Below are 14,132 nucleotides of genomic sequence, written 5' to 3'. Positions count from 1 at the left end.
GATGCCGGCGCTGCAGCCGCCACGGGAGAGGCTGCAGCGACTGCTTTGCCCTCGGTGTCGACCACCGCGAGCACGTCGTCCGTATGGACCGTGGCGCCATCGGGCTGGACGATCTTTGCCAGCACGCCGTCGGCCGGACTCGGCACCTCCAGCGTGACCTTGTCGGTTTCCAGTTCCACCAGGATCTCGTCGCGTTTGACGGCCTCGCCGGCTTGCTTCTTCCACTGCATCAGCGTGGCTTCCGAGACGGATTCGGACAACTGCGGCACCTTCACTTCGATCGCGGCCATGGTTTTTCCTTGCGGGTCTCTTGTGACGAAAGCTTCCAGTCTAGGAGAGCACGCCAAGGATGCCAGCCGAGTGGCGCAGCGGATACTTCGACGAGCGCAAATGATGCGCCAGCGGCACTCACTGGCTGGATCAATCCGGAGGACGCTATCCCCCGCGATGCCGCGCCGCTCCTATCGACAAAATGACCCGGCAGGAAGGCGTTGGGCTTCCTAAGCTATGGGAAGGATTCGAAGAACAAGATGTACCGGGAGGTCGCCATGACTCCAGATTTCAATGTGCAGGTCCGGCGCGTCGCGTCGGCCATGCTGCTCCCGTGGTGCGCGGCCTGCGCGTATCCGGAAGTTCATTCCCAGGCCTGCCTCTCGGGCGTCGATGTGTACGAGGACGTGGCCTATGACACGGGCGCCAGCCGCGTGACGTTCTCGGGATCGGACACCGGTACCGGTGAACCGTGCAGCGATACGATTGCCGGCCACGGCGGATTCTGGGTTGCCAGCTTCGACCGCACGGCGCCGCCGCCAGCCGAGCCGGGTGCCCTGGTCGATACGAGTACCGTGGTGGAGGCTACCGTCATCGGGGGCGAATGGCACTGGTGGCAAGCCGATGGCACCCTGCAGAGCGGCGACGTGATGGGCGGGCAGGTGATACGTCCTGCAGAGCCGGGCGGCAGCGTCGGCATCTGCACCAATGGCGCGGCCATGATCGCTGTCACGCTCTCGGTCCATCAGCAGTATCCCGGCAGCGGCACCTTCGAGGGCTGCCTGGACGATACGGGGGTGGATACCACGATGCCGTGGATCGTCCATCCGCCGTCGATCCGGGGAAGTTTGCGGATGAACTCGCCGTAAGCGGGCGATCATTCCACTCGCCTGACGGGCGATGGCGCTACGACAGCGCCGGCCAGTGCGCGGCTTCCAGCGCCATCCTCGCCCCGAGCAGCAGAAGCACGCCGCCCGCCACAAGGCGCTGCGCCAGCAGCCAGCGTGGGTGGCTTCCCATCATTGCCGCGGCGCGGCCCGACGATATGGCGACGAGCGCGTTGACCGATGCGAAAGCGGCGGTCAGGGCCAGCCCCAGGACCAACGATTGCCTGAGGACGCCACCCGCCTGATAGTCGATGAATTGCGGCAGTATCGACAGGAAGACCAGCGCAAGCTTGGGATTGAGCAGGCTGGTCATCGCGCCCATCGTGAACAGGCGACGCGGCCGTTCGGCCCGGGTTGCCTGGACCTGCAGCGGGGACCGGCCGCCTGGCTTGAGCATCTGCCAGGCCATGTAGAGCAGGTAGGCTGCACCGGCGATGGCAAGCAGGCGCGCGGCGCCAGGAATCGCCAGGAACAGCGCACTGATGCCAAATGCCGCGCTGAGCATGTAGGTCATGTAACCGAGCATGACGCCCGCCAGTGAAGTCAGCCCAGCCCGGGTGCCTTGCGAGACCGAGCGCGCCATCACGTAGACCATATTGGGGCCCGGCGTGATCGCCAGCAGGCCGCCCACGGCCATGAATTCGTACATCGTTCTCATGCGCTGCACCTGGTCCAGAACCATCCTTGATCGGGAATGCTGGCAGTATCGGATCACGAGATAGCTAAGTAAAACGGATTATACTGATCCGATTGTTCAGATTTTCTGATGACATGAAGAAGCTCGATCTCGACGTGATGGAGATGATTGTTGCCGTGGCCGATGCCGGGTCGTTCGCGCGCGCGGCGGAGACCCTGCATCGCTCGCCATCGGCCGTGAGCATGCAGATCAAGGCGATCGAGGACGTGCTCGGCAAACCACTCTTCACGCGCACCACGCGCAACGTCGCCCTGACCGAGGACGGCAGGACGCTCCTGGATTACGGACGGCGAATGCTGGCCTTGCGGGAGGAGGCATGGTCGGCGGTGGTTCGCCCGGAGATTCGCGGGCGCGTCACGATCGGCGTTCCTGACGATTACGCGTCGTCGCTGCTGCCTTCGGTCCTGCGCCGATTCGCGGCGGCCCATCCGCGCGTGGAGATCCGTGTCATCGGGCTGCCCAGCCACGCGCTGATTCCATTGCTGAAGGACAACACGCTGGATCTGGCCTGCATCACGAAGGCGCGCGGCGTCACCGGGGATTTCATCCGCCATGAGCCGATGGTTTGGGTCTCGGCCCGCGGTGGCCGACCCATCTGGCGGGAGCGTCCGCTCCCGATCGCCGTCTTCGCCCACGGCAGCGCCGCGAGAGCCGGCGCCATCGAAGCGCTGCAGCAGGCCGATATTCAGTATCGGATGTCGTATGAAAGCCCCAGTCTGCTTGGATTGATCAGCATGGTCGAGGCTGGACTGGCGGTGGCGCCGCTGGCGCGATGCAGCGTACCGGCGCATCTCGCCGTGCTGGGGGAGTCCGAAGGACTGCCGCCGCTCGCGCCGCTGGAGGTCGTGCTGGCGCGTAGCGCGAAATCGGCGCGGCCACCGTGCGACTTTCTGGCGGAACAGATGCTGGCGGACTTGAAGGTCTGAGGTCCCGACTGGCTGACGCCCGGCGTGATCAGATGATGGGTCAGCGAAGAGAGGGGATAAGGGCGGCACTCACATACGCGAATCGAGGCGATTTTTTCTCGTCCATGACTTGCTTCGGGCACGCCGTGCGTGGTCAGATACAGCGCTTCATTTCCCACGTCCCCACGTATTTGCGATATGACGAGCCCGATATCTACAACGACCCCACGGCCCGCGACGCCGGACGAGATGCTTGAGCGGCTCAGCGCAAGGGCAGTCGTCCACCGGGACCGATCCGGTCCCACAGAGATGGTCTGGCGCGAGATCGGTCGTGGCTCCCCCCTGGTACTGATCCATGGCGGTCATGGAAACTGGATGCACTGGGTGCGCAATATCGAGGCGCTGAGCCAGCAGCACACGCTATGGCTGCCTGACCTGCCCGGTTTCGGTGAATCTGGCACGCTCGACGGCGATCCTCACGCGGATGACCGGCTGGATCGGCTGGTCGATACGGTGGCAGCCAGTCTGAGACAGCGGTTCGGCGCGTCGGATGGATTCGCGCTGGCGGGCTTCTCTTTCGGTGGTGTAGTCGCGGCCCGCCTGGCAGCCGCCCTGCCGAATGTCGAGAAGCTTGCGCTGCTGGGCTCCGCCGGGCATGGCGGTGAACGGCGCCAGCGACTCGATATGGTCAACTGGCGCACGGAGGACCGCAAGCAGATGTTGCAAGGGTTGAGGCACAACCTCAAAGCACTGATGCTTCACGATCCGGCCAGCATCGACGCGCTGGCCATGGCCGTGCACGAACGGGCTTGCATGGCCACGCGCTTCCGCAGCAAGTCCATTTCGCGCGGCAGCCCGGTGCTCGGACAGGCGCTCGACAGCTATGGCGGAAAGACGCTGCTGATTTGGGGCGAGCATGACGTGACGGCTGACCCGGTGGAAGCGGCACCGCGCATCGCTGGAAATCTGCCGACTCGGCGATGGCACCTGGTTCCCGGCGGCGGGCATTGGGTGCAATACGAACGAGCAGACGAAATCAATCAGTTGCTGCTGCAGTGGTTCGCCAGCGGCGATGGCGAATTGCACGCTCGATAAGGCGCGCATTCGCCCGATTCTCCTTATCGCTGCTCTCCCCATATCGGTTCTCCGGGTTCGTTTCAAATACCGAAACGGTGGTCTGGTAATGCGTGGTCAAGTGTTTGATACTCGCCGCTGGTGCGTGTTCTGGTCGACGGAGATCGACAACGCGCACTCATGCAATGGTTAGCCGAGTACTGGGTTCGTCAGCGCCCACCGAGCCGCTTCACGTGATTGGCCATCCATGCAGTTGATCAAACAAGGAGACAAGGATGGCAACTCGCAACCTCGCGACCTCGGGTCGCGCATCGTCACGACGGCGGATACTTCGCGCACCACAGCCGCAGCACGGGGCTCAGTCCGCTATGGCTGGCAGCCCCGGTATCGCGCGCTTTGCCTGCATCGGCGGTAACGCCGTCACCCTGATCGATAAACAAGCCGAACAATATCGGAAGGCCGCAAGCATTCTGGTTACGGGCAATCCGTAGCCGCGCGCTCCGAACTCGATCACCTATCCACGAGCAACGTACCGTTCGCCGACGACAGCCGGCAGGGCGGAGCTTTGTCCAGCGCTTTGATGCGCCACGAAATCAATAAGGCGTGAAGCGTTCCCGCTCAAGCGGGCGCGTCCACACGCCATGACCTGGCCAGCCTCAGCCGGAAATTGAGGCATTTTCAACTTGGAGGAAAAGAATGAAGGCGAGAATGACAGTTCCCGCACTCGCAGCATTGCTGTGCTGCGTTTCGGTGGAATCCCGGGCAAACGTGACCCTGTACGGCGTCGTGGACGCAGGCGTGAGCTTCACCAACAACCAGGTGGGTGGGGGCAGCGTGGTCAGGCAGACGTCGGGCAGCCTTTCCAGTTCGCGCTGGGGCGTACGTGGATCCGAGGACCTTGGTCAAGGGCTGAAAGCGGTGTTCGTGCTCGAAAGTGGCTTTGATGTCGACACTGGCAAATCAGCGCAGGGCGGACGGCTGTTCGGGCGATCGGCATATGTGGGGTTGGAGAGCCAATGGGGCAGCATCCTGTTTGGGCGTCAGCAGAGCGCGTTGTTCGACATGATCGGCGCGTTCGACCCGATGGCGCTGTCGCCGAGGTGGTCCATCTTCAATCAGGATCTTGCCTTCGTCGCCCGGCCGGACAACACCGTGAAGTATGTGGGGAAGTTCGGCGGCTTGACGGCCACGGCCATGTACAGCTTTGGCGCGGAAAGCACCACGGTGGATGGCAGCGAGGTGCCTGGGAATGCCAAACTAGGTCGGGAGTTCGGCTTTCGCCTGAGCTACAACAATGGCCCGTTCAGCATTGGCACGGCCTATGACGAGGTCAACACTGGCACATTGACCACGAACCGCGACGCCACGTCGCGTCGGGCCACGCTGGCCGGTACCTACGCGCTCTCCACCCTCAAGGTGTTCGCCGGCTACCGATGGGCAAAGGCCTACGATGGAGCGATGCTCGTGGGCGCGCTGCCAGGTGTGTCGAATCAGGCGTCGAACCTGTGGTGGACGGGCGTGATGTGGCAGGCGGGGCCGGCGGTGACGCTTAGCGCGGCCGCTTATTACCAGGATTTCCGCAACACCGGTGGTGACCCGTGGCTGTTCGTTGCCACGGGTCGGTACGCATTCTCGAAGCGTACCGAGGCCTACCTGACGCTGGGCTACGCACTGAATCAGGAAAACTCGAACATGGGTCTTGGTAACGGCGCGGCCGGCTTCGGTCATACGCCGCCGGGCAGCAATCAGTTCGGCACGACCCTCGGGATAAAGCACATTTTCTGACATAGATCATTGTGTGGACGGGGCCTTCAACGACATGGACTTGGTGCCCCGTCACCATTGCCAAATGGGATGTCCTTGTCCACGCGCAAATCATCGGGCAGGCCGGGTATCGCAGTCTGGAACCGGATCGGAATCAAGGCAACGTGAGTGCGGCACGACGTTTCCTACTGATTGGGAATCAATGAAATGGTCGCGGGATATCGAGCATTGACCGCGTAGAGAGGGGGCCGCAGTATGGTCGTTTCGACAGTTGAAACGACCGGAGCGACCGAAGCCGGCAGGAAGCCATGCTTGAACCGACGCACGAGAGCGAGCCTTTCTCGCGCACCACACCGGGCAGCCAGACGTTGCTGCGCGGACTCAACTTACTGCGCGCATTCGTCAGCGGCGCGCCTGTGCTGAGCAACGCTCAGCTCGCCGAACGCAGTGGCCTGCCGAGGCCCACGGTCAGTCGCCTCACCCATTCGCTGGTGGAAGGCGGTTATCTCGAATACGACGGTGTGTCGAAGGGCTATCGCCTCGCGCCGGTATGCCTGAGCCTGGCGCGCTCGTTCCATATCGGGCGCTCGGAGCTGGATGCCGTGTTGCCGCTGATGGGCCAGGTGGCGACGGCGGAGCAGATCAACGTCACGCTATCCGCCGCCGATGGATTCTGGATGGTCTATCTCCACACGATTCGCAAAGGCCGTGGGCTGATGAGTCGTGCCGCAATGACCGGAACGCGATTCGGGATGGTAAGAAGCTCGACCGGGCACGCTTATCTTGCCGGCCTGCCGGAATCGCGGCGGCAACTGCTGATGGGCAGGCTGGCGAGCCACTACGGCGAGAAGTGGCCGAAGTACAGGGAGCGCATCGACACATCGAGGGCGAAGTACGCGAAGGACGGCTATTGCCGCTCGCGCGTCGTGCTCGGCATGGAGGGCATCGCGACGGCAGTGATGGGCCCGGATGGTGTGCTCTATACCCTGAGTGTCTCGTACGCGGTAGGGGACGATGACGATGGTCCGCTGGAGGCGCGATATGCGCCTGTGCTGCTCTCACTGCGTGACGCCATCGAGATTGCGTGGTCCGAGTTTGGCGGCGTGTAGGCGGGCGGTTCGTGGGTTCAGGAGCTCATCTGCTTCAGTTGCGGAATGAGTTCTCCAAGAAACTGGCGTGTCGCGAGCGTGGGGCGTCCCAGCCGACGCCGGATCAGCGAGATGCGATGCGCGTCGTGCGGAATATCGGCGATGGGTATCGTTCGCATTCCCCATTCCTCAGCGATGTCCGCCGCGATCAACACACCCGCTCCTCGCTTGATCAAGCCAAGTGCGCCGCGCCAGTTTGGCAGGCCGACTGGCCTGCATCAGGCGATCAAGCAGCATCGATGCCTGGTCCCCTGCCAACATATTCCATCCGATGATAAATCTATGAAGACAATTCGCTTGTTTGCATGAATGGATCGGAACAACATGGCGGTCATCAGACAGAGGAGACACTCATGAAGACACGTATTGCCGCCTTGATGGCCGCCGTCATCGTTGCGCCACACGCTTTTGCGCAAGGCGACGGCTATCCGAACAAGCCGATCAAGCTGGTTGTTCCTTTCACGGCCGGCAGTGCCTCCGACACGGCGGCGCGTATTGTTGCCGAGGAGGTGCGTTCGTCGATTGGCACGATCATCGTGGACAATCGGCCGGGCGCCAACGGCATCATCGGCTCGAGTTATGTGGCGAAGTCGCCGGCGGATGGCTATACGCTGTTGTTGACGAGCAGTTCCACACATTCCGGCATCGAGGCGCTGTTCAAGCATCCCGGCTACGACCCGATCAGGGACTTTGTTCATATTTCCCGCATCGCCACGATCCCCATGGTGCTGGTCACGCGTCCGGATGCGCCATACAAGACGGCAAAGGACATGGCCCTGTACGCGCAGAAGAACCATCTGCGTTATGGCTACGGCAGCGGCTCGGCGCAGATCGCGGCCGCCACGTTCTCGCAGATGGCGAACGTGCCATCCGACGCCATTCCCTACAAAAGTCAGCCTCCTGCGGTGACCGATCTGCTTGGCGGGCAGATCGACTACATGGTGGCGGATACATCGGTCGTCATGAGCTTCTTGCACGGTGGCAAGCTCAATGGCCTGGCGATCACAAGTCCCAGGCGTTTGCCTGAGCTTCCGAGCGTGCCGACGATGGCGGAGGCCGGATACAAGAACTTCGATCTGGTCGTATGGGTGGGGCTGGCCGCGCCGGCGGGCACGCCGACGGCCGTCGTGGAGAGATGGAACAAAGCCGTGAACGATGCTGTGGCACGTCCCCCCGTCGTGGAGAAGCTTGCGAAGCTCGGCATGGTTGCGGCTCCGGCCAGCACGCGTGACTTCGCGGCATTCACTGTCGCTCAGCGCGGCATCTGGACGTCCAGGGCCACCAAGGCGGGTGTGGAGCAGCAATGACGCATTGCGCACCGGATACGACGGGGCCGCTTGCGGGCGTCCGTGTGCTGGATCTGACGTCGGTCATCATGGGTCCCGTCTGCACGCAGATTCTGGCCGACTATGGGGCGACGGTCGTAAAGATCGAGCCGCCTGATGGTGACGTGATGCGCCATGCCGGCAACAAGCGCGCGCCTGGCATGGGAAGCATGTTCCTTCATGCGAACCAGGGAAAATCGTCGGTCGTGCTGGATCTCAAGCGAGAGGACGATGTCCGAACGCTCAGAGAGATGCTACCGGGCTTTGACGTGCTGGTGCACAACGTGCGACCGCAAGCCATGCGCCGGTTGGGACTCGATGAAGCGGCCGTGCGCGGCCTGAATCCGTCGATCATCTATGTTGAACTGACCGGGTATGCAGAGGGTGGGCCGCTGCACGGACGTGCGGCGTATGACGACGTCATTCAGGCGCAGACGGGGCTGGCCGAACTGTTTGCCCGCCAGACGGGCGGCGCGCCTCAGTATGTGCCGACGCTGATAGCAGACAGGGTGACCGGCCTGACCGCCGCGCACGCCACCATTGCGGCACTGTTCGCGCGTAAGAGCACGGGTCGCGGTGATACGGTCCGTGTATCGATGTTCGAGACGATGGCGGCGTTTGTCCTTGCGGATCACCTCGGCGGAGCGTCGTTCGAACCATCGGCTGGCGCCATGGGATACAGCCGCCTGCTGACACCGCACAGGAAGCCATATCGAACGCGCGATGGCTACATCGCGGCGGTTGTCTACAACGACAAGCACTGGAGGTCGTTCTTCGAGGCGATTGATGATCTCGCGACGTTCGAGCGCGACAGCCGGTTTCAAACTGCGCCCGCGCGGGCCGAGAACTACGACGTCATTTATGGTCACCTCTCGCAGGTCATGCTGACTCGCACCACCGACGCGTGGGTGGCGCTGCTGGAAGCCGCGGATATTCCGTGCGCGCGTGTCAATCGGGTGGAAGACCTGCTGGAAGATGCGCAGCTTCGCGCGGTTGGATTCTTTGATCAGCGCGATTTCGGCGACGGTGGGCAACGGCGTATCGTTTCCCGCTTTCGCTCGCCAGCCGCGCGAAATGATCTGGCAACGCCGGCGCCGAAGCTTGGTCAGCAGGCAGGGGAACAGGAAGAGTGAATCAGGAAACGGTGAATATGGTGAACACGGAAGAGATCAAACATCTGGCGCTCGATGTCTCGGAGCAGGGCGTGGCGACGCTGCGTATTGCCAATGGCACCAGTCTGAATATTCTGGACTCGGACACGATCGTCGAATTCACGCAGACGCTGCGTCGGCTAGCTCGTCGCCCTGACGTCCGAGTACTGGTGCTGCGCGGGACGGGGGAGAAGGCATTCGTTGGTGGCGCGAACATCAAGGAGCTGGCCAGGCTCGATCCAGAGACGGCGGTGGCGTTCATCACGCGATTGCACGATCTGTGCGAGGCGGTCCGCGATTTCCCGGTGCCGACGATCGCTCGTTTGTCGGGCTGGTGCATGGGGGGCGGCATGGAGTTCGCCGCCGCTTGCGATATCCGCATCGCTGACGAGCATGCCAACTTCGCCATGCCGGAAGTCAGGATCGGCATTCCATCGGTCATTCATGCAAACATCCTTTCTCGCCTGATCGGTGAGGGGAACACGCGCTGGATGTTGCTGACTGGGTCCTCGATCAATGCGGCGCGCGCCCATGCCTGGGGATTCGTTCACGAGGTTGTCGCCAACGACGCGCTGGATGCCGCAGTTGCGCATACGGTATCCGAGATACTGGAGTGCGGGCCGGCGGCCGTACGTGCGCAGAAGTCGCTGCTGCGCGCGTGGGAAGATCCTGCGATCGAGCGGGGGCTGAAGCACAGCATTGCTGTGTTTGGCGACGTCTACGCTGGGCCAGAGCCGGATGCGTACATGGCCCGGTTCCTTGAGCGCAAGAAGAAAAGCTGACAGGCACTGGTAATCGGACGGATCGGTCATGTACCATCGACCGCTCCGTCCAAATGCCAGCGCCATGAACTTCACACTCAGGGAGTTCCGAGTATTCCGCGTCGTGTACGAACTCCGCAGTTTCAGCGGAGCTTCCCAGGCCATTCACATGACGCAGTCGGCGGTGAGCAAGGTGTGCCAGGAGATGGAGGCCAAGGTCGGGCAGCGGCTCTTCGAACGGTCGACTCGCAAGGTGACACCCACTCAGTTGGCGCACCAGCTGTATGGCCATGTATGTGAAGTGCTCGGGACCATGGATGCCGCCGAGCGCAGTATGCAGAGCCTGCTGAATCTGGAAGCCGGCGAAGTCAGTGTTGCGTCGTCGCCAATGATGTGCGTGGGATTGTTGCGTGGGGCGGTTTCGACGTTCCACGAAACCTATCCGGCGATCCGGATCGGCATGCATGAGTTGTCGACGGACGAGACGATCGAGTACGTGGTCAATGGAAAGGCCGACTTCGGACTGGTTTCGATGGAAGAAGCGCATCCCAAGCTCTCGATCGAGCACCTGTACAACGAATCCATGTTCGTGATCTGCGCCAGCGACCACGAACTGGCACGCAAGCGCAAGGTTAGCTGGGAGTTGCTTGCCGACTATCCGCAAATCTCCTTGCATTCAACGTTCAGCACGCGGCGGACCATCGATCGCGTTTTTGCGTCGAGACATCTGACGTACTCAACTTCCGTCGAAGTCGGGACGGTGCTGTCGGCAATCAGCTTTGCGAAGGCGCGGCTCGGGGTTACAGTGTTGCCCGGCTACGTTCGGGAGTTCGTCTCGGAACTGGGCCTGGTAGCGAGGGCATTGCCCTGCGAGGGAGTCGAACACCCCATCTCGCTCATAACACGTTGGAATGCGCGGCTTTCGACGCCAGCAGAATGCCTGCTTGACAGCGTCAGGAAGCGACTGGCCGCCGCACGAGCCTAGCAGCTTAAGGAGACAGCGTCCCGGCACTGTCGTGTCCGAGGGCCGGTGCTCTGAACCGAATGATCCACTCGCCCATCGCGTGGCGATTGTGGTAGTTCGGGGCGTTACACGAGGTGCTGTGGTTATAGCCTGCACGGTTGCGCATCGATTGCGCGCCACGCCTCTGGCTTTGGAGGCAGATCTCGAACGGTCTCGTGAGTTCACGCGGCGCATCCGCGAGTGTTCCCATCCACTCCTGCGGCGTTGACGCGAGCCAATCGCGTTTGGCTCGCGCGGAGCGCCGAGACGGATCGTAAGATCGCGCAGCATGGCGCTGATAGCCCGACGGAGCAATCTGCAAGACTTTGCAGATCGACTTGGTTGATCCACCCCAACAGTGTCTGGCTCGTGCAACCGATTGTCGGTGCGATAGAGTCGACTGCTGCCCACGGCGATGGATGTTCGATGCGCTGCTCTCTGATCTCAGGGGGAAACCTGGTTTGCTCGCTTATGGGCTCCATTCTTTCCAAGAGTGGAGCCGCCACTGAACCCGGGGCGATTCACTGTCGCTAATCGCTCGCGACGAGCATCGGCAAACACAGGCTCCTTAGCCGCCCAAGTAAAAACCTGTTTCAGCATCTATGCAGCCAAACGCATGACCGTGGCATCTTTCTGTAAAACCATTTGAAGGAATATTAGGACGAGGCCTATATCCCAGGGTGGTGTTATTGCCTAAAAATGCTGCGTGAGAGTGCCTCCGGGTTTTCCTCTCACGGCAAGGCGGTGTCCATGGGACACCTCTCGCTCGTTCCCCTTAGGCGTCAGTCGGCTCCCCGCGGGCTGGCGCACTTTTTCTCCTCGGACTTCGCCGTGGTGTACCGCGGCAAGTATGTCTATGGACAACGCTCGCTCGCCTGCATGCAACGTATGTAGTCAGTGTACTCAGAGACTTCCGTGCAAAGCTGTTCTGCGCGATGGGCAGGCCCGCTACAGCTCGTCTGAGTCTGCCGAGGCAAGATAGCGTCCGAGCTCCATGTCGTGCGTCAGCCCGAGCTTTGCCATGGCAGCGCACTTTTGCACGCTGATGGTTTTCCTGCTTCGGTTAAAGCGCGCCGCGATTTCTCTGAGCGAGAGCCCCTGCGCGAGCAGGCGCAGTACCTCTCGCTCACGAGGGCTTAGTTGCTGCAGCGCAGCTTGTGGCGTGCCTCTGTCGTCCTGGTCGAGAAGATGCGCCAGCGAGGCCGGAGCAACGAACCTCCGACCCGCCAGGACAGCGCGGCAAGCCCCAGCAACGTCCCGAATACCGCAGGTTTTCGAGACGAAGGCGGAGGCGCCCGCGGCGATCATGTCGCGTACGGCCGGCGGCGAGGCGTTCATAGAGAACACGATCACGGCTACATCGGGACGCATACGCTTGATGCGTCCGATGAGCTGCAGTCCGTCGCCCGCTTCGTTGAACGAGAAGTCAGTGATGACTATGCCTAGTTCTGGATCGTTCAGCGCATTGAGGATCTCATTGACACTGGAGGCAGTGACCACCTCCGAGAACTGTCCTATGCGGGCAAGTTCACTGCGGAGGGCGATCACAATGACGGGGTGATCGTCGCAGACCAGTACTTTTGGGGCTTGGCTCATTCGTGACCCGGCGTTCGAGGCATTGGGCAGTGTGGTCAAACAAGTTCAGGGAAGGAGCCGTTGCGTCGCTCCGCGACCCATGCCAGTCACTTGCCATTTCATGCCAGGTGCGGCGCAGCTTACTAGGGAGATATTGTCAGGCTGGTGGGGGCGCGGTCCAGTAGGCCGCGGCCTAAACTGCAGGCGTTGATGATTAGGCCGAGGCTGATGGTGGAAAAGGACCCTATGCCGATACTCGGGCCCAGCGATGCTGTAGCTGCGACGTCTTCTTCGTCATCGCATCCTCTTAGGCGAGTGATTCGCCAGCATGCCGAGGCCCCAGAGCCCAGGAATCTCCTGGGCTTATCCAATCAAGTTCCTTGTGCTTAGACTTAGAACTTGTGGCGAACGCCGATTACCGCACCAAACTGGTTTGCGCCCGGTTGAACACCTTCTGAGTTTGACGAGGTTGCCGAACCCAGTTGGTCATTGAAGCCGTTCACGCCAAGGGTCGACTTGCCGTGGTTCAGGGCGTACGACATCGACGCGTACACATCGGTCCGCTTCGACAGTGAGTAGTCAGCCAGGGCAACGAATTGCCACGGGTTACCGGCGTTGGCGTTACGCAGGTTCTGGTAATAGGCGGCGCCAGTCAGTGACAGGGCCGGCGTCACCTGGTAGCCCAGACCAGCCCAAGCCAGGTTCGACGAACCGTTGGCGTGGCTCGGAGTGCCTACCAGAACATCGCCGTTGTAGGCGTGCGCATAGCGGTAGCCAGCGAAGACCTTGGCCTGACCGAACGCGTAGGTACCGGCGATAGCGGCGTGACGGGTCAGCTTGTTCGTCGACAGGGCGGTAGCTTGTGAGCGATTCGTCTGGTCGTACACGGCGCCGACCGAGAACGGGCCGGAAGCGTAGATCGCCGAGAACGAGTACTCACGGCCGTTGGTGAAGTTGCCCGGAACTTCCTGGTTGTTGTTGTTGAGGCTGTACAGGGCGGACACGGTCAGACCACCGAACGTGCCCATGTACTTGGCCGAGTTGTCTGCTCGCGATGCAAACCACGGGTCCTGCGAAGTGATCGAGTAGCGGCTCGAGATGGTCATCGGGTCGAAGGCCAAACCGAAGTCGAAGCCAGGGGTGGTGTGACGACCCAGAGTCAGCCGCCCCCACTGGTTTTGCAGGCCAACATACGCGGCGCGTCCAAACAGGCGGCCGCTCTGGCCCATCTTGCCATCGTCAACGTTGAATCCGCTTTCCAGCGTGAAGATTCCCTTCAGGCCGCCGCCAAGGTCTTCAATGCCGCGCAGGCCCCAGCGGGAGCCCGACTGATTGCCAGACTGAAGTGCAAAAAGGCTTTGACCCTTCGTGCCGGGCTGTACCCCGCCATTCGATGCGGCGGCCTTGTTCAAGTACTCCACGCCTGCGTCGGCAACACCATAGAGAGTCACGCTTGATTGCGCATAGGCGCTGCTTGCTGCCAGCGATGCGGCTGCCGAAGTGGCTGCAATGGCCAGTAGTTTGAACTTCATTATCTTCCTCCGATTTTAGTAAGAATTCATAACTGCATAC

14 protein-coding genes and 2 pseudogenes are annotated in these 14,132 nt (G+C 61.8%); 10 read left to right on the top strand and 6 right to left on the bottom strand.

The annotated features are described in order from the left end of the window. Nucleotides 1–74 precede the first annotated feature (74 nt). A pseudogene (locus RN01_RS34880) lies at nt 75–290 on the bottom strand (biotin/lipoyl-containing protein); the annotation flags it as partial. A 258-nt stretch (nt 291–548) separates the two neighbouring features. Here RN01_RS34880 and RN01_RS05605 point away from each other — a divergent pair. Further along, nucleotides 549–1,139, top strand: coding sequence for a hypothetical protein (locus RN01_RS05605; protein ID WP_223277419.1), 591 nt, complete (start codon nt 549–551; stop codon nt 1,137–1,139). Nucleotides 1,140–1,176: 37 nt separating this feature from the next. Here RN01_RS05605 and RN01_RS05600 read toward each other — a convergent pair whose 3' ends face one another. Further along, nucleotides 1,177–1,815: a LysE family translocator gene (locus tag RN01_RS05600; RefSeq protein ID WP_024570829.1), complete on the bottom strand. Its 639-nt coding sequence runs from the start codon at nt 1,813–1,815 to the stop codon at nt 1,177–1,179. 113 nt (nt 1,816–1,928) lie between these two features. On the opposite strand from RN01_RS05600, the gene RN01_RS05595 reads away from it, so the two are divergent. The 5 genes from RN01_RS05595 (at nt 1,929) to RN01_RS05580 (ending at nt 6,706) form a co-directional block, all read left to right on the top strand. After that, nucleotides 1,929–2,780 (top strand): LysR substrate-binding domain-containing protein, encoded by an 852-nt coding sequence (locus RN01_RS05595; RefSeq protein WP_017511049.1) that lies wholly within the window; start codon nt 1,929–1,931, stop codon nt 2,778–2,780. Between the two features lie 177 nt (nt 2,781–2,957). Next, complete coding sequence (locus RN01_RS05590; RefSeq protein WP_024570828.1) at nt 2,958–3,854, top strand: alpha/beta fold hydrolase; 897 nt, start codon at nt 2,958–2,960, stop codon at nt 3,852–3,854. Between the two features lie 254 nt (nt 3,855–4,108). Then, the gene (locus tag RN01_RS33795; protein ID WP_133428589.1) at nt 4,109–4,324 is read left to right on the top strand and encodes a hypothetical protein; all 216 of its coding nucleotides are present in this window, start codon (nt 4,109–4,111) and stop codon (nt 4,322–4,324) included. Between the two features lie 217 nt (nt 4,325–4,541). Next, nucleotides 4,542–5,618, top strand: coding sequence for a porin (locus RN01_RS05585; RefSeq protein ID WP_017513214.1), 1,077 nt, complete (start codon nt 4,542–4,544; stop codon nt 5,616–5,618). A 287-nt stretch (nt 5,619–5,905) separates the two neighbouring features. Further along, on the top strand, nt 5,906–6,706 hold the full coding sequence (locus RN01_RS05580) for an IclR family transcriptional regulator (RefSeq protein WP_017513213.1): 801 nt from the start codon (nt 5,906–5,908) through the stop codon (nt 6,704–6,706). Nucleotides 6,707–6,723: 17 nt separating this feature from the next. Here the strand turns inward: RN01_RS05580 and RN01_RS33790 are convergent, their stop codons facing one another. Then, a complete protein-coding gene (locus RN01_RS33790) occupies nt 6,724–6,864 on the bottom strand; it encodes a hypothetical protein (RefSeq protein ID WP_156149777.1) in 141 nt (46 codons plus the stop codon). A gap of 234 nt (nt 6,865–7,098) precedes the next feature. On the opposite strand from RN01_RS33790, the gene RN01_RS05575 reads away from it, so the two are divergent. The 4 genes from RN01_RS05575 to RN01_RS05560 all read left to right on the top strand — a co-directional run bounded on the left by RN01_RS05575 (nt 7,099) and on the right by RN01_RS05560 (nt 10,967). After that, entirely contained in the window at nt 7,099–8,052 is a 954-nt protein-coding gene (locus tag RN01_RS05575) for a tripartite tricarboxylate transporter substrate binding protein (protein WP_024570826.1), read from the top strand. Further along, entirely contained in the window at nt 8,049–9,203 is a 1,155-nt protein-coding gene (locus RN01_RS05570; RefSeq protein WP_017513211.1) for a CaiB/BaiF CoA-transferase family protein, read from the top strand. The genes RN01_RS05575 and RN01_RS05570 overlap by 4 nt, the downstream gene beginning before the upstream one ends. Before the next feature lie 17 nt (nt 9,204–9,220). Further along, the gene (locus tag RN01_RS05565) at nt 9,221–10,003 is read left to right on the top strand and encodes an enoyl-CoA hydratase (RefSeq protein ID WP_051068986.1); all 783 of its coding nucleotides are present in this window, start codon (nt 9,221–9,223) and stop codon (nt 10,001–10,003) included. Between the two features lie 64 nt (nt 10,004–10,067). Then, a complete protein-coding gene (locus RN01_RS05560; RefSeq protein ID WP_024570825.1) occupies nt 10,068–10,967 on the top strand; it encodes a LysR family transcriptional regulator in 900 nt (299 codons plus the stop codon). A gap of 256 nt (nt 10,968–11,223) precedes the next feature. Here the strand turns inward: RN01_RS05560 and RN01_RS34250 are convergent. The 3 genes and pseudogenes from RN01_RS34250 to RN01_RS05550 form a co-directional block, all read right to left on the bottom strand. Further along, nucleotides 11,224–11,467: pseudogene (locus tag RN01_RS34250) on the bottom strand (hypothetical protein); the annotation flags it as partial. Between the two features lie 466 nt (nt 11,468–11,933). Then, nucleotides 11,934–12,581, bottom strand: coding sequence for a response regulator transcription factor (locus tag RN01_RS05555; RefSeq protein ID WP_039016655.1), 648 nt, complete (start codon nt 12,579–12,581; stop codon nt 11,934–11,936). Nucleotides 12,582–12,952: 371 nt separating this feature from the next. Then, a complete protein-coding gene (locus RN01_RS05550; RefSeq protein ID WP_024570820.1) occupies nt 12,953–14,092 on the bottom strand; it encodes a porin in 1,140 nt (379 codons plus the stop codon). Between the last annotated feature and the right edge of the window lie 40 nt (nt 14,093–14,132).

Source organism: Cupriavidus sp. SHE, from assembly GCF_000812445.1.
Classification (GTDB): Bacteria; Pseudomonadota; Gammaproteobacteria; order Burkholderiales; family Burkholderiaceae; genus Cupriavidus; species Cupriavidus metallidurans.
Note: the sequence above shows the minus strand (reverse complement) of the source record. Positions and strands in the feature narration are given on the sequence as shown.